Origin of the sequence: Arthrobacter sp. NPDC089319 (assembly GCF_040684925.1) — a bacterium.
Taxonomy (GTDB): Bacteria; Actinomycetota; Actinomycetes; order Actinomycetales; family Micrococcaceae; genus Crystallibacter.
Genome location: NZ_JBFBGZ010000002.1, coordinates 163,088 through 188,539, shown reverse-complemented (window position 1 = coordinate 188,539; position 25,452 = coordinate 163,088). Strand labels below are relative to the sequence as shown.

The window sequence follows — 25,452 nt, the reverse complement described above, 5'->3', positions numbered from 1 at the left end:
GCTGTTAATAAGGTGCAGAGGAAAGTACGACGGCGGTGCTCGGCTGGGGAATGTCCGGCACCGCCGTCGTGGCACGGGGAGGTGTCAGGCAGCTACGAATAATTCGGTGGGGACGTGCAGCAGTCGCACTCCCCCGGAGTCGATGGCGGCCGCGAGTGCGGGCGCAAAGTCCTCGGAAGAGGTAATCCGTTCGCCGTGGCCGCCGAAGGCGGTGGCCAGAGCGGCCCAGTCGGGCTGGACCAGGTCCACGCCCACTGGCGCGATCCCGCGGTCCAGCTCGTTCTGCCGGATCTCGCCGTAGCCGCCGTTGTCCGCGCAGACCACCACCAGATCCAGCCGCTGCTCCACCGCGGTGGCCAGCTCTTGGACGGCGAACATCAGCGCGCCGTCGCCGAGCACGCAGACCACCGGCCGGTCCGGCGCGGCCACCTTGGCGCCGATGGACGCGGGCAGGCCGTAGCCCAGCGTGGCGTAGGCGGGGGTGTACAGGAACGAGTGCGGCCGGTCCTGCGGCACAAAGCTGGCGGTACCGAAGTACGTCACCTGCGAGGAGTCGCCGCCGAGCACCGCGTTTGCCGGCAGCACGGAGGCCACCTGTTCGGCCAGCGCGGCCAGCGGCGGGGCCAGTTCTCGCGCGGCGTCGCGCAGCACCGGGCGCAGCCGCGCGACGCGATCGGCGCCGCGGTCTCGACGCGCTCGGGTCTCCACGCGCTCGCTGGCGCTCGCTTGGTGGACTACCGAATGCTCATCCTGCAGTGCTGTGAGCAGTTGGGGCACGACGGCGGCGCTGTCACCGACGAGCGGAACGTCGGCAACAACGTTCTTCGCCATCTGGCCGGGCAGGATGTCCACCCGGATCACCGTGCCGCTTGGGTGCAGCTGGTTAAACCAGAGTTCGGCCTCGCCCACCTTGGAGCCGATGAGCAGCAGCACGTCGGCCTCCTCGCAGAGCTGCTGCGCGGCGGGCAACCGGATGTCCGAGCCCAGCGAGAGCGGGTGCGATTCGGGGACGGCGCCCTTGCCGTTAAGTGTGGTCAGCACGGGTGTGTCCAGGGCTTCGGCCAGCTGCAGCAGGTGCTGGCCGGCGCGCAGCGAACCGCCGCCCGCCAAAAGCACCGGCCGGCGCGACTCGGCCAGCAGCTGGGCCGCGTGCCGGATGGCCTGCGCGGAGGCGCCCACCGGTTCGCGCCGCGGCGTCGCCTCCAGCAGCTCGGCCGGGCAGTCGCTTGGACCCTCGAGCACGTTGAGCGGCACCTCGATGTGCACCGGCCGCGGCCGCCCGTAGCGGAACAGCTCGAATGCCTCGTGGATGGCCTGCGCGGCCTCGGTCCCGGAGTGCACGCGGCGCGACCACTCCACGATCGCGCCGGCGGCCCCGACCGCGTCCTTGGTTTCATGCAATGCGCCGACGTCCGCGAACTCCTCGCCCTCGGGCACGCCCGGGGACAGGATGATCAGCGGCCGCGACTCGCAGTAGGCGGTGCCGGCGGCGGAGAGCGCGTTGAGCAGGCCAGGCCCGGAGGTGGTGATCACGACGCCGGGCAGCCCGGTCTGCTGTGACCAGCCGTCGGCGCCGTACCCGGCACCTTGTTCATGCCGGCTGGTGACCGCGCGGATGCCCAGCGGCGCCAAGTGCCGGTAGAACTCCAGGTTGTGGGTGCCAGGGATGCCGAACACGGCATCGATCCCGTAGTTGCGCAGCAGCGTCAACACGCTCAGGCCCACGTTGTCGGCCACCACGCCCTCCGGCAGTTGGACTTCCTGTTGCACCCGCTGCGCGGTCTGCTCAGACATGGCCGCCTCCGGCGAGCGCCGGCTCGCTGGTTCGGTTGGGCTCGGCTTCGAACGCCGGCTTGCCGCCCACCCAGGTCTGCAGCACCTGGATCTGCGCGATGGTCTCCGGCGCCACCACCAGCGGGTCGGCAGAGAGCACGGCGAAGTCGGCGCGCTTGCCCACCGCCAACGAGCCGAGGTCGTCCTCGCGGCCCAGCGCACGGGCGCCGTTCAGCGTATGCGCCTCCAGGGCCTGGGCGGCAGTGATCCGCAGCGCGTCCGATCCCAGCTGATGCCCGCGACGGGTCACCCGGGTCACCGCGGCCTGGATCGCTTCCAGCGGGCGCGGTTCGGCCACCGGTGCATCCGAGCTCAGGGTCACCGGGACCCCGGCGTTGATGAACTCGCCCAGCGGATTGAACCGCTCGCCCGGGGTTCCGACGGCAGCGGTCACGCCTTCGCCCCAGTTGTAGTAGTGCTGCGGCTGGTTCACCGGGAAAATGCCGGCGTCGGCCATCCGGCGGATCTGCTCCGGCGTGGGCAGGCCGCAGTGCTCGATCCGGTGCCGGGCGTCCGAGTCCGGGAACTCCCGCTGCGCGGCTTCGATCGCGGAGATCACCATCTCCAACGCGGTGGGCGACTGCGCGTGCGTGGCGGTCTGCAGCCCGGCGGCGTGCGCCTTCAGGATCAGCGCCGCGTAGTCGGCCGGGTCGTGGTACAGCTGGCCGGTGCGGCACGGGTCACCCACGTAGCCGTCCGGGAAGTAGGCGGTCCAGCCGCCCAGCGTGCCGTCGGCGTAGAACTTGAAGCCGGCAAAGCTCAGGTGTGCGTTGCCGAACGCCCCGGTCATGCCGATCTCCAGTCCCTCCTCCAGCAGGTGTGAGAGGAAGTACATGCTGTAGCGGATCTTCAGCTGGTAGGAATCGGCCAGCCGCAGGTACATGTCGAACTCGCGGCGGGAGACCTGGGCGTCGCCCACCGTGGTCACGCCGCCGGCCAGGAAGTCCTGCTGCGCCGCGGCCAGCTGGCGCAGGTGCTCGTCCGGAGCATCGGCCAGGTGGAAGTTGGGGCCGTGGTGGCCCACCTTCACGCCGCCGAGGCCGGTGAGGATGTTGCACGCCGCGTCGGACAACTCGCCGGTCAGCTCGCCGTCGGCGTCGCGGAAGAACTCGCCGCCGGCCGGATTCAGGGTGTCCCGGGTGATGCCGTTGAGCTCCAGCGTATAGCTGTTGACCACGCCGCCGTGGCCGGAGGCGTTCATCAGATAGACCTCGCGGTCCGCGGCCACCTGGTCCAGCTCCTGCCGGGTGGGGTGCCGGCCCTCGGCCAGGTTGCGGTGCTCGTAGCCGTAGCCGCGCACCGGCTGCCCGGCCGGCGCGGTCTCCGCGGCCGCGCGCAGCAGCGCCACGATCTCCGGGATGCTGCCTGCCTGGTCCGGCCCGCAGTCCACCCAGGTCTTCATCTGCCCGTACATCAGCGGGTGCGCGTGCGGGTCGATGAACCCGGGCACCACGGTGGCGTCGCCCAGGTTCCGGACCTCCGGCTCGCGCAGTCCCAGCCCGGCGGCGGCCTGGCGGCATTCGGCCTCGGTGCCGACGGCGGCCACCCGCCCGGCGGCGACCAGCATCGCCGTCGCGCCCTTTCCGGACGGATCCAGCGTGTGGATGGTTCCGGCGGTAACCAGCAGCGGCTGGAAATCAGCGCCGTCGTCGAACGTCTTCAGCTTGCGCATTACTTAAAGCTCTCCTTCATCCACATACCTTCGACGCCGGCGGCACCGGCGGCACCCGCAGAACCGGCGGCGTCCTGCTCGCCGTAAGCAACGTCGTCGTCAACGTGCTGCGGCGCAATCGCCAGGCAGACGATGCCCAGCGCGCCCATCGCGGCGAACAGCCCGATCACCGACCACACCGTGCCTGTCGCATCCCACAGCAGCGTGGCTGCCAGCGGGGACAGGCCGGCCCAGAGTGCGGCGGCCAGGCCGTAGGAGAGCGAGATGGAGGTGTAGCGCGCCTGCGGCCGGAACAGCTGGGACAGGATGGTGGCCACCGGGGCGTAGGTGAAGTTCATCGCCACGCGGACCACGGCGAAGGCCACGAAGATCAGCCAGGCCGGGCCTGTGGACATGACCAGGAACATCGGGATGACAAACACCACGGAGCCGACCAGGCCGATGGCCATCACGCGCTTGCGGCCCCACTTGTCGCCCAGCCAGGCGATGCCCAGGCAGGTGACCAGCTCGCAGAACGCCGCCACGGACATGGCATTCAGGATCAGCGTCTCGTCCAGGCCCACCGACGGATCGGTGCCGTAGGCGGTGGCGAACGTGGTGGCCAGGTAGTAGCCGCCGGTGGAGATGGGCAGCAGGCCGATGCCGATCAGGATAGGCTTCCAGTTCTTGCCCAGCGCGTACTTGATCGGCACGGACTGCTCCTGGCCGGCAACCTTGTCCTCGAAGACCGGGGATTCCTCCACCCGGTAGCGCACCCAGAAACCCACGCCGATCAGCACCACGGACAGCAGGAACGGGATGCGCCAGCCGCCGTCCACCAGGAACGTCTCGCCCTGTGCGGACAGGATGCCGAAGATCAGCGTGGCTCCCAGCGCGCCTGCCGGGTTGCCCAGCTGCGCGAACCCGCCGTAGAAGGTCTTGTACTTCTCCGGCGAATGCTCCACCGCCATCAGCACGGCGCCGCCCCACTCGCCGCCCACGGCCAGGCCCTGGAGCACGCGCAGCAGCACCAACAGCACCGCCGCGAAGGAGCCGATGTTCTCGTAGGTGGGCAGCACGCCCACCAGCACGGTGGACAAACCCATCACCAGCAGCGTGATCACCAGCGACGGGCGCCGGCCAAACTTATCGCCGATGTGCCCGAAGATGATCCCGCCCAGCGGCCGGACCAGGAAGCCGACGGCGTAGGTGGCGAAGGCCGCGGCGATGCCGGCCAGCCGGTCCGCCTCCGGGAAGAAGAGCGGGCCGAAGACCAGGGCCGCGGCCGTGGCGTAGATGTAGAAGTCGTACCACTCAATGGCGGTGCCGACGAAGGCCGCGAATCCGGCGCGGCGGGCCCGGGCATGGCTGAACTGCGGCCGGGCTGCTGACGTGTGTGACATGGTCTTCCACCTATAGGTGTGGGCATGACTGCCGATGTGATCTATGCGACTGTAGGGCCGAAATCACAATCCGACAAGAGCAGAAATTTTGCGTTACGCACCGTTGAATTCAGTTCTGCACACGTTCTCGCGCAGAATTATTCGGAAGCGCTTGCATGTGGGCTGGATCACTGGATAATTGACGACGGCGGTGCTCACTTGGGAGGTTAAGGAAACTTTGGCGGACCCCATCGAAATGATCGACACAAAACTCGTCCGCGCCCTCCAGCAGGAAGGCCGGGCCAGCTACCAGGAGCTGGCGCGCGAGCTCGGCCTGCCGCGGGCCACGGTTTCCGCCAGGCTGCGGGAGCTGCTGGACTCCCAAACGGTCCGGGTGGTCGCCGCGGTGGATCCGGCGTTCCTCGGCCAGCACGTGATCGCGCACGTCTCGGTCGTGGCGTCCGGGCCGGTGCGCAATATTGCCAAGCTGCTGGCCGACTGGCCGGAGGCGGTGCTGGTCTCTGCCATCGGCGGAACCCACGACCTGATTGCCGAGATCCGCGTGGCCACACATGACGAACTGCACGCCGTGCTCACCCGGCTGCGCGAACACCCGGACGTCGCCTACATCGACACGCTGGTCTACACGCGCCTGGTCAAGGGCTTCTTCATCTCGCAGTATGCCGGCGAGGTCACTATCGACCACGTGGACACCCAGCTGATCGAAATCCTGCAGCAGGACGGCCGGACCAGCTACCGCGACCTTGCTGCCGCAGTGGGGCTCACGCCCACCACCGTGCGCTCCCGGGTGCAGCGGCTGCTGGAAGCACGGATCATCCGGATCAGCGCGGTGGAAGCCCGCGGCGCCGGCGGTCGGCAGCTCTCCATGGGCGTCGGCCTGAACCTCTCCGGCGACAATGACGCCGTCCTCGAACTCCTGCGAAACTCCTCCCACGTGGAGTTCGTCGCCCAGACCGTCGGCCGCTTCGACGCCATCACCACCCTCGCCGCCCAATCCCCCCGCGACCTCCTCGCCCAACTCGAAGAAATCCGCAGCCTCCCCGGCGTCAGCCGCACCGATTCCTGGCTCCACCTCGAAGTCGAAAAGGAAGACTACGCAAGGCGAGTCTGGTAGTACTTCCCATTACTCACAGGGCCTATAGGCCTTACAACAATATGGGTGAACATGACTCACGGCCTTTACCCCCCGTTGCGGCCAGTAAAACCGGCAGGAGCAGTCTTCCTAGCACGCGATGGGTTCTGCATTTTCACAGACCGGAATGCGAGAGCGTCAATTTCAAAGAGGTTGATAGCAGCCTGACCACCTCCATGAACATGAGAAATTAGGCGGGCATGGTGTTCCATAAAGGGAGCTTGTGCAGTAGAGCCTCCGAATTGGCCACTGTTTGCGAGAATAACCGGTTGATACATATGATATTGCAAAGACTGCACCATGGTGTCGAATGTCGGGACATCTTTGTTTAGAGCTGCAACCACCAAGATATCGCTGATTGGACGCAGATCAGCGGCCAGATCGAGGTCAGTGGCATCAAAACAGATAGTACCCGTCACATATCCAGTTCCTCCGTTTTGCTCAACCAATTCTACAACCGTCTGATACGGACGATGCCCCTGAACACCAAGAGCTTTTTCGCCGGCCGTAGGATACCTCTTACCTTGATACACACGGTGAATCTCCCGGCCGTGCGATCCTGAACTCCTCCTCAGCAGCCACACCGCCCTATTAATCGGCACACCAAAGTGCTCATGAGAAACGAACGTTTGTCCAGCAAAAATCGCCGCGCCTGTGATGTCTGAAATGCGTTCAAGAATCCACAGATCATCCGGGTGAACGGACAATTCCGGAAATACAATTAGATCAAGGCCAACAGAACGACGGCCCAACGTGCCTTCTGTTGATTGTGCCCGAAGCTTTGTCAAAAGCAAACGACTCATCGTAGTTAAATGGGCACGGTGACGGGCACGGAATTCCGCAGTCCAGTAGGTGGGATCGGTATTTGTGATATCTTCGACCCTCGGAAGCAACGTCTGAACAACGCCGACTCTTAGCTTGGCAAGATTCGCACCTTCTGCAAGCTCTGCGGTAACTGGGTATATCGGAATTCTTGATCGGACTGCAAACATCTCCTCCAACTTCAACAGATGCTCTTCCAACGCGGCCTTCAGCCTCTTGGGCGATTCAAGAGCTCGGACGTCAAAAAAGAGCCCTCTTTCCGATAGCTCTAAGCCAGGCCACTGAAGTAGGCGCATCGTTAAGTGCGAAAACCAATCGGACGTTGGGATGGGGTCTGTCTGCCGGACCCCCGAGAGAGGCGACAAGCCGATGGTCCTCTTATGTACAGCGGCAGGAAGGCTCCGCAGCTTAGGGAGTGACCCTTCATAGGCATCAGGTAAGTGATGATGTCTCGAGGCGAAATCAATATTGCCAATGGCTGATGCGCGAAGAATTCGGCCAACCTCGTATGCCCACTGCATTCCGTCAATGCACCATTCCGGGACCGATGGAAAATGTACTCCGCCCTCATCAGGAAGACGACGGATGCTTGTTATTAATTGACCAGACGGTGTATGGAGATCACTCCATTTAGCGCAAGAAACAAAAATCTCGTTCAACCTCGGCGGCCGGCCGCCCCCGGAAAACTCGCCGGAGTCTAACAGCTTTATACCTAGCTTGAGTAAAGCATGTTCGTGCCGGAACGGGTTCTCCGGATGCTCAATGATAGCCAATAAGGGGAGCTCCTCCTCCTTCGGCCAAGAACCAAGCGAGTGGCGCTCACTTAGGTGTTGAACATTAGGAATGAGCCCCTCAAGCTCCTTTGACAGGCCACTATTCCTAGACTTCATCACCCGGACAAGGGACCTTAGATAATCAAATCGCAATGCAGCTACTATCGCGACAGCCTCAGCAAGATCTTTGCTTGGAATCCTTTCAAATATTCGCACCAGCAACTCGATCCCTTCACCGGCATCCACACCCATGTTAAGAAGCGTAAGTGCGGCAGGAACACACTCACTAACCCGCAACCGGGCCGGGATATCCGACTGAAGCAATTGGTGCAGCAATCGGTAATCAGCAAGTTCTGGATCATTTGGCACCGATACCGCGTGACCCATAACAGCCAGAAAGAGCGCCAACTGCTGCTTTAAATACCACGGATGCTCAGGATCCTGCATCCATTCGACAGCTTTGGGTCTCAGTGCCGCTCGATACGCTATTACCCTTTTGTCATGTTCCGCATCTGGGACTGCACGTAGCCCAGTCTCGACAGCGGCGGCCCTATATATCTCGGCGACAACATAAACTGCCACTCGTCTGATATTCAGGTCATCGCACTTGAGTTTCGGAACCAGCGCATCAAGGATGGGGTCCAGAAGATCGGTACTCGGAAATAAATCCAGCGCAGATCTCAACACTGAAACAAGCGAGGGGTTGTGTGACCATACGGCGACCAACTTCCGAGCGGTCGCTTCAATCTCATGTTCGACCATTTCCGCTTCACTTTTTACTACGAGTTCGTCCGTTAAAGTGGTCCTCCTCGGATCTGCCATACTCTTTCGGAGGCGTAGGACCGACTTCAAGGAATTCGCGACGAAGCGCTTGATCGTATCACTCTTGACGTCTGCATGTGGCGCAGCTATACGGGATAATGCCAGTTCGTTTCGACTTGGGCGATTGTATTCATCCAAGGAGTCTGCGACGTTCAGCAATTGGTCGAGTGTCCCCGTCGCTTGTTTCAGCGTAATCGGATCTGGAGCGGAGCTCACCTGGTTCTTGATCGAGCTCATTACCTGAGAAGTCATACCCTGCAGTGCAAGATCTTCCCAGGCGACAATTTCGCTCTTTTTTTCATTAACCTGAAGTTGATCATCGCCGTAGATACTGATCAATCGACCATTGACGTATGAAGCAACACCATCTAGCCATTCGGCACTTTCCTCGGCATGGTTCTTCACCGCCACGACCATCCGAAGATCGTCTACGTATCGTGAGTAGTCAATAAGGCGGACGCTGTCCAAACCCTGGATAGCATGTGCGCTCGAGATATCTTGGACAATTTTGGTGTCAAATGATTGCAGGTAAGCGTTAGCCAGAAAGCCGCCGGCGACAAGTCCTTGAGGAAGCCCCAAGGCCCCTCCATCCGTCTCTGCTCGATCCCCTTCTGCCCAGTCCCAGCGTAAAATTTCCGCTGCGGAACGCCAGAATTCCTCATCGCAGTGTTCCGACTCGCCTACCTTACGACGGCCGGATTCATAGGCATTTCTTAGTTCTGGTACGATTCGTTCCTGGTGTATATTGTCAAAGAACTGTTTGAGGTCGAGCTTGATAACGAGCAATCGCTCTCCACTCAGTCTTAGTTCTTCGTCTTTGCAAACTCGACTTGGTCGCTCTAGGAATCGGACGTAATCCTGGAAGTATTTGGAATAATGCGCACCACTGCCCCAAGGGTGACGTGCCGACAATCCTTCTTCAGATTCTTGCCAGTGACAAAATAAGCGATTCCCATAGCTAACCACGTTACGGCGGAGAGCATAATAGTTCTCGTAGTCGGACGGGTTTGTGCTTCCCTGAAGAGATTCGACTGCATCTGCTGTGCATAGCATTATTGCCGTCGCGGCGACCTGATCACGCACCTGCATGTGTGCCAAGGGTCGAAGCTTCTCCGTATCATCGTCGGCATCGGGGCCCCAAATTTTTGCCTCCTCAAACTTCCATACTGCCGACTTCGGGGCCCACACGATTCTTGCTCCGCCTGTCGCAAACTTGTGCTCTTTGATCGCCTGGCTCCACTCCCTTAATCGCCGTGGAAGGGTGAGAGCGGTTTGTTCTAGCTCGAGAAAATCTGCATACCAATTTCGAGTCCGTATATAGGCGTCGGTCTTCTTCCATGCTTGAGCCAACACAGCTGTGTCTGTAAGCAGCTCAGAAGTCGCAAGCAGGTTAGCGTACTTTGATTCTGTAATTCGCACGAAAGCGTGAGCCTATCTGTACTGGGATTCATATTCTAGTGTCTAACTTACTTCCCCGCGCAGCTTCTGAACGAATCAGACCTAGCACGCCCGATACCGTCTAAAAATTCAGTCGTTGGAATCGTGGGAGCGGCGACTTGGTGAACTGACGGCCTCGAGTGTCCCCTCATCCCCGACTTCTTCTGCGATCCAGTTCAAGGTCCGGATCGTCGCGTGTGCCACTCTTGTTTCCGGGTTCCTGCTCGACAGCGCAAAATGCCTTACAAAGCAGCAATGCTTCCAGCATGGCGATGTGAGCACCGGCGCAGCCCGGAGAGACCCATCTCCAACCGATCTAAAAACGCCTGAGGTCAACAAGGCAAGCGAGGGAAGGCACTAATCGTACGTGCTGCATTCTTAGACGACTTAGCGCAGGATTCGGTGACCACAAAGGGCAGGCAGTTCTGCCGGAGATCTGGTGGCCACGCCGTAAGCGGTTCGAGCCAGACCATGTCTTTGAATGCTCTGGCCCCTCGGATGTTCAACCCCTGTAGAGTCATCCGAGAGTGGCATCGCTCATTCGGATGCTGTTTTTGTTCCGCCTCCGTGTCGGGTCACCCGAGGCCGCAAGGACACCCTGACCGCGTGGCGCGTAAAGGCAAGGTCTATGGCCTTACCTGCCCAGATGTACGCCTCCCCTGGCTGTAGGTGAGCAACGTTCTCGGGCCGGAGGCTGTTTAGCGCGGCGTTGGCCTTCTGGATGTGTTTGAGCCAGGCTGGAGACGTCATCTTGTGCAGCACGACGAGGTCTGAGAGTTCAATGAGCGAGACCGGCACTGAGGGTGGATCCTGACTCGCAATCAGGATACTCATGCCCTTATGCCGCATCTCGCGGACGGACTCGACGAGCACGTCTACGAGATCGGGACTGTCGATGTACTTATGAGCCTCGTCGAAGACGACTAGCTTGTTGAAATGCCGGCCGTCGACCCTGGCCTCGGCGAAGAGCTGCATGAGGACTACGAAGAGGCCGAGGCTCTCGTCCTTCTCGATGAATTCGTCACGCAGGTCGACGACGATAAGCCGGCCTGGTCGTAAGTAGTCGGAAATCCGCACTGAGTCATCAATGTAGTCAGCGGCGAGGGCGAGCCGCTGCCGAGCTAGGTCCTTCAGGTTATCGGCCATGCTAGAGGCCTCCACCCCCTTGCGCACAGTGTCCAGGCTCAGGAAGTTGCGGTTGGCTTTGAGAACCTGCATCAGCTGACGGATATACATCGCCTGGTTGCCCACCGCACCGAGCAGGAAACGCCAGTGCGCGGCCTGCAGTTCGGACGATGCGAACAGGAGGGGTTGCACGTCGAGGTCTGGGAACTCCGCTCGGCGATCCGCGACCTGGTCCCGGGGAGCCAGGAGCAGGACGTCCTCCAAGCCGGCAGGCTCGGCACCGTAGCGGTCGCGGAGCAGGGCGATCTGGCCCTCGACGTCGTTGGCGTTCTTCATCGAGGTGAACTCGGGGGCATAGTCTTGAGTGCGGCTGTAATGGAAGACGACAGTGGCCAGGGGATTCGGCAAAGCGTTCACACCGGAAACGGGCAGGGTCGCACCCTCGATAATGGAACCGAGAGTATAGCTTTTGCCGCCCCCTTGGACACCGAACAGGCTGATGGTGTGGGTCTCGTTGAGGTCGAGGCCTGTCTTCCGGCCACCGGCGGCCTCACCGAGGATCGCCCATTGCGGCGTCGTATTCGAGACTCCAAGGAGCACTGGTGGAGTAGCCTCCGGCTGGTATGTAGCCGGTCCGCCCACGCCGCCCAGGATAGTCTCCAAATCGACGCCGAGTTCGACTGGACTCTCGTCATCCTCACGCGGCCGGACTCTAGGTGACGCCGATTGGGAATCATCGGGCACTGCGGGCGGGGCTTCGTCTGGGCTGATCTCGACAGGAGGCGGAACAGGCGTCGGCTGCCAGTCGGTTTTGGCTTGCTGCGGCTCGTCCTCGAGTGCATCCAGCGTGGGTGCCCGGAAAGCAGCGTCTTCGCGCCAAGAACGGGTGAGCGCTGGCACGGTAATAGAGTAGGCCTCGGTCGCGTCCCGGGGTAGGTCTGGTTCGGTCGGCAAGTCGGCGAGGAGCTCGTCGATCTCGTTCCGTCCGATGTGGTGGAACTCCACGCCATCGACTGTCTCGGGGTCGCTGCCTTCCCCCGTCAGTTCGAAGATGAGCCCGACCCGCTGAAAGGAGAGGGTGAACCCATCATCGAGGGTCTCTAGTAGTCGACGAGCATGTGTGCTGACGGAGCGTCCAACCATCTTGTAGCGCTCGGAACGCTCGAGGTAGAACCGCAGCAGGGCAGCCAGCTCGACGTTCTTCACCGCCCGGTCGACCCGGTCAGGATCGGCGAGATTCGGGTCGAATTGGCTCGCCAGGACTGACTGTGAAGTCTCGATCTGCTCGGTAATCGATCGCTGAAGCCCCTCATGGTCCGTAACGTTTCGGATCTTGGAGTACGCCTTGACCTCGACTAGACGGCAGGTGATGGTTCGTGCCTTCGCATCGAAAGAGAAGAGCGCAAGGTCGGTACGCCGCAGCGACTTGTCTGCCCCCGATCGGCGCCGCGTCTCCTTATAGAGGTCTTGATGGGCATCGAGGGGTATAACGATCTGGTCGCCGAGTACCCGCTGGCCCTCGAGGTAGAGCCGCGCGAGGGCCAGCCCGAGTACCTCGGCGCGTTGATTGCGAGCAGCGGAGGAGAGCTTGAAGGCGAGGCTGCCCGACAGTAGCCGCAGTTGCTCGAAGAAGGTCTGCAGGTGCCGGTTGTCGACCGCGATGCCGTGGTCGCTGACGACCGGCGTCAAGAGGCTGCGAAGTTCCTCGACTTTGCGCGAGCTGACCAACACCTGACGGCCAAGCCCGACGCGCCCGGCGACGTAATCGATGACAAAGTCGCTGCGGCCGCCGCCCTCGGCTGCGCGGTCGAAATACTCTAGTCCAAGAGTGCGGTCAATGATGATCACCCAGTCGCTGACGTCGTGGGCCTGGTGCAGCAGGGATCGCTGCTGGCCGTCCAGGTTGAGGGTGGCGGTGGGCACATGCCCGGTCCCCGTGCCGTCCGTGGCGACACATGCCGCGGCTTGTGCGAGCGTTCTCGGCAGTTCGGCAATCAGGTCGTTCAGAGCGCCGCCCATTGCCCCGTGTCGGGCGAAGACCGGGGTCTTGCGCCAGGTGACGCTAGCGCCGTCATCTTCGGATTCGAAAGCTGTGGCCGCCTGTTGAATCAGCCCGTACGCCGGCGGGTGGGCTATGTCCTGTATCGGCCCGGTCTCGTGCTCTTCGCCGGAGAAGGCGTCGACAAAGATCGTCAAGTGGGCTTCGAACTCGGCCGGGCGGTCTTCAAACTCGTTTATGGACCGGATCGAGTAGGCAAGCTTGGGCACGCTGCTGTTCTGGCGGGAGCCAAATGCGTTAGCCTCTTCGCTATTGAACCGACTGTCGGAGCGGGCTAGGTCCGCCACGGCCTCACCGATTCCGGGCATGGCGGTGTTGGGGGTGCATAGCCGCAAATCGTAGGTTAATTCCTTGGTCGTCGACCGGCGCTGAAGTTCCAGGAGCATCTCGACGATGAGTCCCGCGTCGCCTGGGTTGATTACGTTAACGACTAGGGCACGAATATAAGCATGTTGGCGCACATACCGTTCCACTCTGTCCGCCAGCACGGCTGCAGCCTGGTTACGGCCGGCGGTGCGGGGCGCGTCCGGTACGCCGAGCGCGCCGGACAGTTTAGTGAGGAGTCCGATCGCATCATCGGTACGAGGGTGAACCATGGCCGTCCAGAAGGGCGTCAGGTTTCCGACCGCGGCAAGCAAGTGGTGGTTGTCCTGTCGCGGTACGGCGAAGGGAAAGCCAAGGGAGTCAAGCCTGTCGAAGTAGCTCGCTGCCGCATCTGCGGCAGCCTCCTTGGTGTGGGCGGCAAGTTCCTTGCGCCATGCTGCACCAACGCTGCCCCACCGGGAGAACCAAAGCAATCGCAGCGGGTGCGTCGGCCCGACCAGCAGGACCTGGTGGAAGTCACCGAGCGCATCGAGATAGCGAGCCGCGACGGCATCGATCTGTTGCAGACCGGCAAGCGCCCGCAGCGCCGCTCCCCGCTCGCGCTTCGTGACCTCTACTGCGTGGGCGGACTGTGCGGCAATCGTCCGCTGGTAGCTGAATGCATAGGCGAAGATCTCAGCTGAGAGTGAAGGGAGGTTGGTAGCTTCGACGACACCGATGGGTTCGTGCTCATGTCGCGGTCCGGCATATGCGATCGCCTCGAACAGGGTGTCGCGGACGTCGATGAACTCGCCGAAGGCCTGTTCCGCCACGGGACCGAGCGAGTCGACCCATGGGGTCTCGTCGCGAACCGGGGCCGAGGGCGCCCCCTCCCCGCTGATGGCGAGCTGCCACATGCCGAACTCACGTGGGCTGATCAAGGTGTCGCGTTCGATCTGGGTCAGCAGCCGAGATAGCCGGACCTCGACCGCACCGCCACCGGCTATATGGACATTGGCGCTGGCGTACGCCGAGGTGCGTGATCCGTTGACCCACGAGACCTCCCCAGGGGTGAGGTCCTTGTCGGGGCGTCCGTCGGCCACGCGGCCGAAGCCGACGCGCTGCATCGCGTGGGTAAGGCTCTCGTACCGTTGGGTCCGGGTCTCGGGTGGCTCTTCGCTCTCGTCGGCGTTGACGACGTAGAAGAGCTCGCTCTTGCCCGAGTCGGGAGCGGTGATGATCCGGCGGTCCGTCTCCGCGATTGGAGTGACGATCAGGCGGTGCCAGCCCTCGTCAAGCTGGGCCTTGCGCAGGTTGCGGATCGTGCCCTTATAGCTGCTCCTGGGGCGCGCCCCAGCCTTTACGTTAACGCCCTTACCCGTTGGTTCACCATCCTCGGAGACCAACTCGACCCGGAGCTTGAGCAGTCCGTCAGCGCTGGTCAAGGCCGGATCGATGGAAAAGTCCGCACCGATGTCTTTCGCGCCGGTCGGACCGGCTATTATGTACGGCTGTCCAGCCAGCGTCTCCAAGACCGGGTAGATCTTGAGGTGCTCGGGATCGTCGCCAACGATCGGCAGACCGACGGCGTGGACCTCGATTTTGAGTTGAACCTCGCGCTCGCTGGGGGCAGGCCATTTGTCGAAGGTCAGGATGCGGTTGTCACGGTCGGTGATGATCCGCCTGGTCCAGACGGCGCGGTCCTCGAGACCGACCTTGCCGGCGAAGCGGGCGAGACAAGAGGTGAAGTGGGGATCGGGGAGGCCGAGGGAGAGTACCCGCTGCCGCTCGTCGAGCTCGCTGCGGCTGAGATCGTCAACGTGGACCCGGTTGCGGCCGACCCGCTCCGTCACGTCCTCGACTTCGGTGAACAGCGACAGGTCAGGCACCAGGCCAAAGCAGTAGATCGCCGCCCCGGCCGCGTCGGGCTCGAAGTCATTGGCGGCGAGGGTGAGCAGGTAGCGCACCCATGCTTGATCGCTGGAGCGGTTGTCCTTCTTCATGGCGAGGACCTGTTCCAGGCGGGTGATCACGTTGCGCAGTGAGGCCGGCACCCGGCCTATCAGCTCCTTGCGCAGCATCGCGTAGGCGTTGCCGACCTCGATCTCTTCGAAGGTGGCCACCCCGAAGGAATCCTCGGCGCTGGCGCGCAGCCCCGGGGGCACGAAGACCAGCAGCGGTCCGGCCGTCGCCTCGACCGGCCGGTTGCGTAGTTCCACGAGTTGGGTGCTTGTTACCAAGGAGTCGTCATTCGCGGCCTTCTGATCGGACGCCAGCAGGCACACCACGGTACCCGGCGGAGTCGCAGTACGCAGCCGATGCACGAGGCGCGCTGCGAGTTCGCCGTCGAGTTCGGTGACGCGCATACAGTGTCCGGCCTGCCGGTTAGTGATTAGCCCGAGCAGGTGAGGGACGAGCACGTCCTCAAGAGCGCTGCGAATCTCAATGATGGTGGGCTCGATCAGCCCGGCCGCGCTGGCCGTCAACGTGTACTCCTCTCCTGGTGAGCGCCGATAGTGAAGCGCGGGGTGACGGTCTGGGTCAGATATGCGTCGGAGATATCGCGGTAGTAGCCGATCTCGCGGAGCCGGTCAATGAAGGCGGCGGTGTTGGCTCGCAGCGCAGCCTGATCAGGCAGGTCGGGGCCGTGGAAACCGTCGTCGGTCGGGAGGGTGTGGATGTAAAGCCCATAACGGTTCTGCAGCGTGTCGAGGATCTCGTCGACCCTCATCGGCCGTGTCCGCATACGTCCCAGTGCGTCGGGCTGCACCAAGCACACCTGCAACAGCACCTCCAGCAGCCGCGAGTCGAGCACGAAGCGACGTTCGCCGGACTTGCCCCGAGGCTGGGTCAACAGCTCCCCGGGGCGGCTTTTAAGGAACATCGAGTCCAGGCACTCGACTAAATACTTCCGTTGGAAGGCGCCGCGGTAGTGCATGATCAGCTCGAGGTAGGTGTCGAGGCGACTCAGACCGAGGTCCATGATGGTCTGAAGCTCGGGGGCGAGCGGTTCCTCCTCATCGTCAAGGATCCGACGCACCCGCATGTCGAAAAAGACTTCGCGGTCGGCCTCGTGCTTTCTGTCCAGCAGCGCAATTGCTTCGGCGGCCGGCAGGTCATCCCGGACTGGCATCGAGAACTTGCCCTGCCGGTGCAGATCTTTGGCGAAGTCGGTGAGCTTGAGCACGGCGAAAGTGCCGCGGACAAACTGCGGTAGCCGGCCATACCAGGTCGAGGCGCTCCTGACCGCGTGTTCCGCGGGCAGCCCAGTCTCTGAGCCTGCGACGTCGACGAAGAGATGGGGATGGAAGCGACACTTCTCGTCCCTCTTGTGACCGCCAGCGCATGCATGGTCGACCGCGCCGTCACGCACGGCCGTGGGTACGAGCTTCAACATTCGCAGGTGGTAGAGCGCCAGATGGAACGAGAACAGGATCTTCAGGTGTTCCACGAGCACGGTCCGCGGCATGAACTCCCGGTGCAGCAACAGTCGCAGCACGTCCTCACCGAGCAGTTCGCCCGGCTGGCGGCACAGCTGCTTCTGCTCACGACGCGATGAACTATCGGGGCGATCCTGTGCCCTGCCCTGGGTGACCTCGACCATACTGAGCAGTGCCTGCGACTCGACGTCAATATCAGGGCCCGGCAATGCCTCGCCGGTGGCAAGGTTGATGTCCGAGAAAAAGAAATCCCGCAAGCCGCTCAGGGCGAGGTGGTTGACCGAGAGCAGTTCGTAGAGCTGCTCGTCCGCGCCGTAGGGACGAGACCTGGAGGTGTTACGAAGCCGATATGCGAACCCATGCAGCGGACGTGGCCCGGCCACCGCCTCGGTCGCCCGGCCACGGTTGACCAGGTCGAGCAGGTGGGTCGCGACCCACCTGCGGCTTATGTCTTCGTTCTCCGCGAAGCCGTCGAATCGGCCGGACTTGTCGTTGACTAGCAGCTCGGTGTAGGCATCGATATCCAGGTCCGTGACGCGTCGAACCCGGCTGTTGACGCCGCCATGCCAGAGCCTGGCCAGGAACGCCGTGAGGACACGATCCATGGTGAGCGTCTTGTAGTCGATACGGCTGATCGCGTCGCACCTGAAGGCGCGGTCCTTACTGTCTAGCGCCATTCCGCCTCCTGTGCCTCGGGCACGATCGTTTCCTGAGTGATCAGGTGGAGCACACCGTCGTCATTGCGTCGCACGACGTGCATCGCGGACCCGTCAACGGTTAGCATCACCGCCCGGTAGGGCACCACTGCCAGTTGGTTCTTAAATACTGTTAGGGCGAGCGCGTACCCCTGATCGTCGTCATTGCTGGCCTGGTAGCCTCGGCTGAACCGTTCAATCAGCTCGAAGAGATCCAGCCCAATCCGCAGTTCTGCCGGTGGGATCCCAGCGTGATCAGGGTCGGTATAGGTCAACCGCAGCGCCGTCGGCCGCGTCTCCAGGTACGGGTGGACGTCAGTGCCAATTCGTCCGGCTTTGAACCCCTCTCCGGGAAATCGGCGCAGGCTGCGAATGGTGCCGCGCACGACGCTGCGGACCCGGATAACGAGCCCACCGGAGGTGAGATCCGCCGAGACGACGCCCTCGCTTCGGTTGAGTGCTTTGAGGAAGAGTTCGGTCGGCACTGCCCGCTTGCCGTCGAGCAGTTCCAGGAAGGACTGCACGGAAGCATAGGGCAGCATCTTGATCGCCTCGCCGGGATCTCGCATTTCAAAGTACGACAGTCTGCGGGCCCCCGACAAGAAGCCGATAACTTCATCAGGGCCTGCGTCGGCACCGCTGGCTTTAGCGTGCAACGTACGGAGCAGGTCTCGCTCCGGGGTGACGCGATCGGTAGCGCTTACCAGGTAGTGCTCCAGCAGACCTTCGTTGGCCAGGCGTCTGTCGAGCACCGGCTGGGGCGGTCGAGCGACATCGACGTGACGAAGCTGGATGAGCAGCCGGTCACGCTCGGTCGCAGCATCGCCACCTCGATAGGCGTTGAAGTAATGGCTGTCCAGGATCGGCGCGGGCTGCTGGGCCTTGTAGAGGTCATGGATCTCGGCACAGTCACGCCCTGAGGTCAGGGTGTATGCGAGGGCGGAACGCAGGTCGCGCAGGGTGATGTGCAGGCTGCCACGAAGCTGGGCGACCTCGTAGATTCGCCGCAAGCGCTCCTTGACCTGCGGCCCCACGACCGGGTGGGCGATAGTGGCCGCGTTCTGCCGGGCGTAGCAGCCCTCGACGAGGGCACAACCCTTACAAGAGGCCCAGAAGTCCGGGCGGACCATCGAATCGAGCATTTGCTCGAGGATGGAGTCCCTAGAGCCTTTGCCGGTCAGCGTCTCGGTCTGGCGGACGGTGACATCGCGGAGGTTGAGGTTGACAACCGCTACCGGCCCCGGGGCGCCGTCCTCACCACGAAGCCCTGCCTCGACGATCCGGGTGAGAGCTGCGAACTGCTCGGAGTGGTGGCTGAGGAAATCGACCAGTCGGCCCTCGTTGACCGCGATCAGCCGTGTTTCGCCGGTCAGCTCACCGACGCCATCAGCACCAGCGAAAGGAGCGAAGAACTTCGAGAGCACATCGTCACTGACGACTCCATCCTCGTCCTGGCTGCCGTCGTGGTTAGTGTGGAAGTGGCGTCCGCCGAGCTGGAAGTCGGCGCCGTTGGCCCGCTCGGAGGCGAAGGTCGCACCCCGGTCCCGCGCGGTTGCGGCGAGACTTTCCAGGAACGCGGTCTTGCCGTCACCGGCGTTACCGGTGACGATCACCAGCGAGTGTCTGCCCGCGAGCACGGCCGGGGTCAGAGCCAAGTCGAGCGCGGTGGGAACGTAGACGCGTAGATTGGCGTCGTCCATGCCGCGAGTACCGCGATTGCTGCGCCTGCTCTGGCTATAAAGGGTCTGAAGGTAGGCGACGAACGTATTGTGCTCGGACGAGGTGTCGGCGTCATCATTCGCCACGACCGGAGAGTGTATCGCTGGCTTCGTGGGTTTCGGCTTCGGTTCCTCGTCAGCTGCCAAGAGCGCTGTGAGGAACTCCTCAGCACTGGTGAACCGGCTACCGCGATCTGGCGCGATGGCCTTGCGGATCGTCTCCACCAGCTTGGGCGGCACCCCGGGAATGTTGAACCGGTCGCGCGGATCCTCGGCCGCCAACGCGGGCGGCGGTGTGCTGGCACCGTCCCACGGGTAGGCATTGGTGAGCGCCTCGTACAACGTGATCCCAAGCGCGTAAAGGTCCCTGTCGATATAGCCTGCAGCGCTGGCGGGCACCTGATCCAGGTCGGGCGGCGTGTAGCGCGGGGTACTGGCGGTGTGGCCCTGGGTGGCCTCGGGGGTCTTGGCGATGCCGAAGTCAAGGATCTTCACGCCGTCCTCGGTCCACAGCAGATTGCCGGGCTTAATGTCGCAGTGCCACACGTCCAGGCTATGCAGGTAGTTCAGCCCCTCGGCGACGTCGAGGCCAATGCGCAGCACGTCGCTCCCGGTAAGCGTCCCGCCGCGGATTACCTCCCCAAGGTCCTCCCCACTGACGAACTCGAAGACGAGGAAGGGAAGCGGGTATGGCTGCGGTAGGACATCGACGTCGAGCATCCGAACCACGTTCGGATGCTCCTTCGCATCCTGGAGCCGAGATAGAACCATGCCTTCACGGCGAGCACGCTCTCGGGTGCCCTCCTCGTCACGCAGTATCAGCTTAATCACTCGGTCGACGTTGCGCATTGTGTCGAAGACTTTGTACGCTACACCGCTCGCTCCAGGCCTGCCTAGCCGCTGCTGCACGATGTACTTTGTGCCGAGGGCGAAGTCCCGCGGCAGATTCCGCCAGTATTGCGGGTCGCGACGCTTGTCGTCGTCATTTGACTGTGAGGGCGCTGGGGACGCGGGTGGTTCCCCCCCGCTTCCAGAGGTGAGCCGGCGCTTGGGTCGGTTGACCTCGCCTATGGCCAGTTCGAAGCGGCGGATTGCCTCGCGCGCATCGGGCCGGTCCTGCGGTCTGGCAGCGCACAGCAGTGAGAGCCAGTGGCGCAGTGGAGCAGGCACATCGGCCTCCTCCAAATCCTTCTCCGGAAGTAGCCCGCCAGCCTTGACCTGCGCGGTGACCGATCCGAAAGGCAGGTGGCCGGTGAGCATCTCGAACCCGATGACGCCGAGGGAATAGATGTCGGCCTTGTCAGTCATCGCGGTCGGGCTCTCCAGCGCCTCAGGAGCGAGGTAGGCGTTGTCTGCGGCGGCGTGAGCGTCGATGGCGACGGTGTGGGCACGCATTTGAGCAGTCTTGGCGTAGTCGAAGCCGGTTATCATCGCTCTGCCATCTTGGGTGAGCAGGATCGTGACCGGGCTCAGTGCCCTATGCACGATCTTGCGGGACTGGGCGTGCGCCAGTCCGGCAAGAACCTGCCGCAGGATCAACAGCTTCCGATCCCTGGTCAACGGCTCGACCGGTTTCTCCCCTAAATGCAGCCGCAGAGCATGACCGGGAATGTCGTCGTAGACGGTGACAAACCCACGGTCGTCGGGATCTGGGAAGAAGTCCTTCACCCCGACAATCGCCGGATGTGGCGGTAGCTTGCCGAGCGCCTCGTAAGAGATCCCGATCTGCTTCTGCTTCTTCTCCCGTTCCCGTGTTGGGGCATACACGTCGGCTTGCCGGACCACAAGCCGCACGGTGCCCGAACCCTGCACGGCATTGGCGTTCTTGGCGCGGTATTCCCCCACCACGTCAATCCCGTCGGCATGGATGGTCTCGCTCAGTGTGTCGAGCACTAGCCAATTGCCGAATTGCAACGGTCCGGTCGGCACCTGACCGATCCGCTTGACCTCGTCCACGATCTTCTCGTGATGACGCCTGATGGTGGCGTCTACCGAGAACGAACCGGTCGGCACACGGGAGTCGTCGGAGAGCAGCGTGACCAAGTGCTGCAGGTTGACCGTCGAGGCTGCGTCCCGCTGCGGAGTGTTGCGGTCGACTAGCCGCGCGTCGGGCGCCGGGAGCACGACAACTGCGTCGACGTATACCCGAGAAAGTTGCGGATGTGCCTCCTCAAGGAGGCTTTTTAGCCGCTTGGCGTTCTCTCGCAGCTTCGGCAGCGGTGTATGGAATGGCGACCGTCCCGCCGGCATCCACCGCGACCCCTGCACGTCGATCCGGCCGAATGTTCCCTTCACATCAATCACGTAGACCATGTGTCCGGTCACGACTACCAGGTCGACCTCAAAAAGTCGGCCTCGGGAGTCGGGAATCTCCAGCGAATGCAGGACCGTCCAGTCGTCCGGCCCGTGATCACGCAGGTGAGCGATGACCGCACGCTCCGCATCGTTTACGGGCGGTCCGATCGGAACGATCCTCGCCATCAGCCCTCAGCCCCCTCGATCGCCTGCGTGAGCAAGGACAACCCCTCATCTTCTAACATGTCGGCTCGGTCACGGTATCGGTAAGCCTGACGGACCTTTTCCGCGATGCGCTCCCGATCAGCCTCCGCCGCAAGCGGAATCGGCATGTCACGAAGGAACTTGGTATGGTACTCCTGCTGTTTTCCTCCGACGCTGATGGACCGGAGGATTCGGAACATCGCGTTGCTCCGGAAGAGGGCGAAGAGGTACGCGCCGGGAACATCGGGCGCACCGCTAAGCACTCGAACGAAGTCCTGGCTATACGCATTTCTCATCAGGTTCCCGGTAATGAATACCGACCGGGCATACACCTCGTTCTCACCGAAAGTGCCATGTGCAGCCACTAGAATCGTCTCGTCTTTCTGAAGGATGTCGCTCGGCGCCGCTGCGGCGCTTATCCAGCGACCTTCTGGGCGCACCCAGAACGCTTGCCGCTGTCCTACAAGCCGAACACCGTGTTCTTCGTCGGCATCAATCCGCTTGAAACGCGCACCGGTCCGGAGAGTTCCTCCCTCACACACCTGCCCGAGTGTCGTGCCCTGAACCGATCGAAGCATGTCGATCAGACGTTGTGCACGCGGCCGAAAGTTTAATGCCCGCAATGTGGCAGGCGTAACACCGGGGACGACGAAGCCAAGGTCAGGCTCCTCATCATGCCAGCGGTAGTCAATGAGCTCTGGCAAGCCGACGCTATGAAAGAAGTCCTCAGTGGCGGCGACAAGGCTTGCCTGGAAGGCGCCCCGCAGACTCGCACTTTTGGCAACCAAATCGTGAATCTTACCCTCCAACGAATCCTCGAAGCGCGGTACCGGCAGACCGACCAGATGATGGGGCTCGATGTGCTGGATGATCGCCCCATATGCGGATGAGGAAATCATCGGTACGCCGAAAGGGCTGCGAAGAAACGTGTAGAGATACCCTGGCGGGATCACTTCCGGATCAGCCTGCACTTTCATTACATGCTGCGAGGACCAGAACCCGGCCATGTCAGGGCGCACATAGGTGATCCGGCCGATCGTGCCCGAGCACGAGACCAGCGACATACCAGGCTCTACCTCCAGATAGGAGAGCTTTTCGGCGATCTGCTTGCTGAGCTTTGGAACGTAGCTGTAGTCGGCCTCCAGCATGTCTGTGCTGCCGAGGAACGGAACGCTCTGCTCCGGGTCTTCGAGGTAAACGCGGCTGAACTTGGGCCCATTGAAGATTCCACCGTTGTGGCCCGCCGTAACGCTCTCGAGCCTGACCGTGTTGGGCAACGCATCCATGCGCTTGCGCGCCTCCAGCGCCCCCGAGAGGTACGGTGACGCGTCTAAACGGAAACCCTGGTCCAAGAACCAGTCCGCTCGGACCGGACTCTCGATGCTGACAGCCTTCACGCGTCGGCTCCTCGCGTCTCCCGCGGGTCTTGACCCGGCATCGGGTACTTCTCTCGGAACTCCCAGTACTTCTGAGCGATCAGCGGCAAATCGTTATTGATAACGGGACGGCTGCGCCTCACCTTGCGTGCACGTCGATGTCCGCCGATGCTGAGGTACTCGGTTTCCTCGTACGTCTCTATGATTAGGTCGCCGTTGGCTGCCCGCTTGTAGAGTTCGTTGCCGCGCCGGTCGAAGCCGACCTTCTCCGCCACTGCCATGAAGACCGGGTAAGAGATCGGGCCATTGAGATTCTCGTTGATCTTCTCGTCGAGCGTCTTACGCTTTAGGAAGAGCAGGGTTGTGAGGATGTTGACGTTGGCATCGACAATGAAAGTTTCAACCGGCAGCTCGACGCTAGCCAGTACCCAGCATTCCTGCAGGATATAGCGACGAATACCCTCGTCGGCCGGACCGGGGTTCGACAGGATGCCATTCGGCAGCACGATACCGACCCGTCCGCCGGGCTTGACCCACTCTATGGCCCGCTGTACAAAGAGCTGCTCGGGAGCCATGGAACCGGGAACATTGGGACTGATCACCAGATCGCCGGTCTTCTTGTCGCGTGACCACAGTCTAGCGACGCCTTCACGGAATTCACCGAGCACCGACTCGTCGTTGATGGGAATGTCAGCTCCGAACGGCGGGTTGGTGAGCAGCACGTCCACGACACCGCTCCGGCCGTCTCTGGCCAGAGGAATCCTTTTGTTCGCTTCGGCGACGCCGCTCAGATGCCCCTTCGGGAAGGCAAGGGAGTCCATGTGGAAGACATTGCCGGGTGTGTCGGCCAGTGTCATAATGTTCATCGCGGTTGCACGCACGAGGAACGGGTCGAAGTCGGCGCCGAATAGGTGCTCGTCTGAGTACCTGCGAAGGCGGTCGCGGTAGCGCTCGGCCTGCTCCGGGGAGTTAGGAAGGCCGCGGGTGCCGTCTTCCTCCTGCATCTTGTGGTGAAGGTGTGTAAGGGTAGCGTGCAGGAAGCCGCCAGTGCCGCAGGTCGGGTCAAGGACCGTTTCGTCTTCCTGCGGGTCGAGGATGTCGATCATCAGTTTCACCGCGCCGCGGGGGGTGAAGTACTGACCGCGATCGCCGCGCAGGTTTGTGCCGACGAGCTCTTGGTAGGCCAGCCCCTTAGCGTCGATGTCGGTCAGACCGAGATCGTACGGGGCCAGCTCGGAGACGATAAAGGCAAGTGCCCGGTCGGTTAGGGCGATCTCGTCATTGGCCTTGAAGAGCCCGGAGTTGACGTACTGCTTCTTGACGTCCTCGAAGAGGTCCGTGATCCGTTCCCGGATCGCAGCGCGGCCCTTGTCATCGTATGGCTCTGTCATAGAAGCGTAGAAGCGACGCGGGTTCCCTTTGCGGACGGCCCGCTCGTCATACATCTTCGCGAAGAGTAAAAAGAGGAACTGCCAGAAGGCGACGTCCTTAGGCATACCCTCGTTGCCGTGGACGTAGTTGTGGCAGCGCCGGAAGGTGACCTTCAGCATCTCCGGTTCGGCGCGCCGCAGCTGCTGGGCAGAGACCACCTGGCCGCTGCCCACGGTGCCGTCCGACATCGGCCAGTCGGAGCGCTCGTGGAAGTCCGCGCCCCAACGGGTGGTCTCCTTCTCGATGAAGAAGAAGTCGACGTTGTCAGTCCACAGGCCCCAGGTGCGCTCCGGGAAGTCTTCAGCGCCGAGCAGGTCTTGGACGTGCGCCATCTCGGACTTCATCTGGTCGTAGGTGCGCAGTTTGACGACGTTCTTACCGCGGTTTGGCTCCCTATTGGTGACCACCACACGTCGCAAATTATCAGCCTTGTGCTCGCTGCCTGGGGCGAAGATCGCGATGTCGATTTTCTTTCGGCGCTTGCCCTTTTCTGTCTCGACCTGAATTGCAAAGTCGAGCGCCATGTCCTCCGGGGCGATCTGATACTCATGGAAAAGCACCCGCACGATCCGCTGCCGGACTTGCTCCTTCGGCGTGTCCTTGATGGGCTTGTCCGTAAGGAAGTCGACGAGGTAGCCCTCGTCGAGGTGTCGCACCTGTGCCTCATCCTCCGTGCTGGGCTCGGGTTCATTGTCCGGAGTCGTCGGGTCAACCATGTCGGTTGAGCTCACCATCACATTCTTTTTCTGCTGCGCTCGTCAAGGTACGCGTTGGGCCGCATTGGACGACCACCGGTGCCGGGGTTCCGGGTTCCGATCGCATCTTGCTCAGTTCAGCGTAATGGATGGGTCTGACACCAGCCCGAAGGGTCCCGTCGAGTCGCGAACAATCCACGCTTCCGCCGTACGGGTAGCCAGCATGACCAGCCCTTGG

At 62.4% G+C, this 25,452-nt stretch carries 11 protein-coding genes; 2 read left to right on the top strand and 9 right to left on the bottom strand.

The genetic code is table 11. The annotated features are described in order from the left end of the window. Nucleotides 1-84: 84 nt before the first annotated feature. Genes AB0N75_RS03650 through AB0N75_RS03640 form a run of 3 tightly spaced genes read right to left on the bottom strand, consistent with a single transcriptional unit; the run spans nt 85 to nt 4,887 of the window. Nucleotides 85-1,794: a thiamine pyrophosphate-binding protein gene (locus AB0N75_RS03650; RefSeq protein ID WP_364645246.1), complete on the bottom strand. Its 1,710-nt coding sequence runs from the start codon at nt 1,792-1,794 to the stop codon at nt 85-87. Continuing rightward, nucleotides 1,787-3,505 (bottom strand): amidohydrolase, encoded by a 1,719-nt coding sequence (locus tag AB0N75_RS03645; RefSeq protein WP_364645243.1) that lies wholly within the window; start codon nt 3,503-3,505, stop codon nt 1,787-1,789. The genes AB0N75_RS03650 and AB0N75_RS03645 overlap by 8 nt, the downstream gene beginning before the upstream one ends. Continuing rightward, complete coding sequence (locus AB0N75_RS03640; RefSeq protein WP_364645240.1) at nt 3,505-4,887, bottom strand: MFS transporter; 1,383 nt, start codon at nt 4,885-4,887, stop codon at nt 3,505-3,507. The genes AB0N75_RS03645 and AB0N75_RS03640 overlap by 1 nt, the downstream gene beginning before the upstream one ends. Nucleotides 4,888-4,911: 24 nt before the next feature. Here AB0N75_RS03640 and AB0N75_RS03635 point away from each other — a divergent pair, with 24 nt between their 5' ends. Together AB0N75_RS03635 and AB0N75_RS03630 are read left to right on the top strand one after the other, a co-directional pair. Continuing rightward, complete coding sequence (locus tag AB0N75_RS03635) at nt 4,912-5,097, top strand: hypothetical protein (RefSeq protein ID WP_364645237.1); 186 nt, start codon at nt 4,912-4,914, stop codon at nt 5,095-5,097. 7 nt (nt 5,098-5,104) lie between these two features. Continuing rightward, nucleotides 5,105-6,001, top strand: a complete 897-nt coding sequence (locus tag AB0N75_RS03630; protein WP_364645234.1) for an Lrp/AsnC family transcriptional regulator — start codon at nt 5,105-5,107, stop codon at nt 5,999-6,001. Between the two features lie 65 nt (nt 6,002-6,066). Here the strand turns inward: AB0N75_RS03630 and AB0N75_RS03625 are convergent, their stop codons facing one another. From AB0N75_RS03625 to AB0N75_RS03600, 6 genes are all read right to left on the bottom strand, one after another. Then, nucleotides 6,067-9,525 carry an RNA-directed DNA polymerase gene (locus AB0N75_RS03625; RefSeq protein ID WP_364645980.1) on the bottom strand — a complete coding sequence of 1,153 codons (3,459 nt, stop codon included), beginning with the start codon at nt 9,523-9,525 and terminating at the stop codon, nt 6,067-6,069. 885 nt (nt 9,526-10,410) lie between these two features. Further along, the gene (locus AB0N75_RS03620; RefSeq protein ID WP_364645231.1) at nt 10,411-15,846 is read right to left on the bottom strand and encodes a hypothetical protein; all 5,436 of its coding nucleotides are present in this window, start codon (nt 15,844-15,846) and stop codon (nt 10,411-10,413) included. Then, nucleotides 15,843-17,477 carry a hypothetical protein gene (locus AB0N75_RS03615; RefSeq protein ID WP_364645228.1) on the bottom strand — a complete coding sequence of 545 codons (1,635 nt, stop codon included), beginning with the start codon at nt 17,475-17,477 and terminating at the stop codon, nt 15,843-15,845. The genes AB0N75_RS03620 and AB0N75_RS03615 overlap by 4 nt, the downstream gene beginning before the upstream one ends. Next, nucleotides 17,468-21,694 (bottom strand): protein kinase, encoded by a 4,227-nt coding sequence (locus AB0N75_RS03610; RefSeq protein ID WP_364645225.1) that lies wholly within the window; start codon nt 21,692-21,694, stop codon nt 17,468-17,470. Before AB0N75_RS03610 ends, AB0N75_RS03615 begins: the two co-directional genes overlap by 10 nt. Continuing rightward, nucleotides 21,694-23,109 carry a hypothetical protein gene (locus AB0N75_RS03605; protein WP_364645222.1) on the bottom strand — a complete coding sequence of 472 codons (1,416 nt, stop codon included), beginning with the start codon at nt 23,107-23,109 and terminating at the stop codon, nt 21,694-21,696. The genes AB0N75_RS03610 and AB0N75_RS03605 overlap by 1 nt, the downstream gene beginning before the upstream one ends. Beyond that, nucleotides 23,106-25,250 carry an N-6 DNA methylase gene (locus AB0N75_RS03600; protein ID WP_364645219.1) on the bottom strand — a complete coding sequence of 715 codons (2,145 nt, stop codon included), beginning with the start codon at nt 25,248-25,250 and terminating at the stop codon, nt 23,106-23,108. Before AB0N75_RS03600 ends, AB0N75_RS03605 begins: the two co-directional genes overlap by 4 nt. Between the last annotated feature and the right edge of the window lie 202 nt (nt 25,251-25,452).

What these genes read in the sequence shown, in the direction of transcription:
- AB0N75_RS03650 (WP_364645246.1), bottom strand. Translation starts at nt 1,794, where the DNA reads ATGTCTGAGCAGACCGCGCAGCGGGTGCAACAGGAAGTCCAACTGCCG.
- AB0N75_RS03645 (WP_364645243.1), bottom strand. Translation starts at nt 3,505, where the DNA reads ATGCGCAAGCTGAAGACGTTCGACGACGGCGCTGATTTCCAGCCGCTG.
- AB0N75_RS03640 (WP_364645240.1), bottom strand. Translation starts at nt 4,887, where the DNA reads ATGTCACACACGTCAGCAGCCCGGCCGCAGTTCAGCCATGCCCGGGCC.
- AB0N75_RS03635 (WP_364645237.1), top strand. Translation starts at nt 4,912, where the DNA reads ATGACTGCCGATGTGATCTATGCGACTGTAGGGCCGAAATCACAATCC.
- AB0N75_RS03625 (WP_364645980.1), bottom strand. Translation starts at nt 9,525, where the DNA reads ATGCAGGTGCGTGATCAGGTCGCCGCGACGGCAATAATGCTATGCACA.
- AB0N75_RS03615 (WP_364645228.1), bottom strand. Translation starts at nt 17,477, where the DNA reads ATGGCGCTAGACAGTAAGGACCGCGCCTTCAGGTGCGACGCGATCAGC.
- AB0N75_RS03610 (WP_364645225.1), bottom strand. Translation starts at nt 21,694, where the DNA reads ATGGCGAGGATCGTTCCGATCGGACCGCCCGTAAACGATGCGGAGCGT.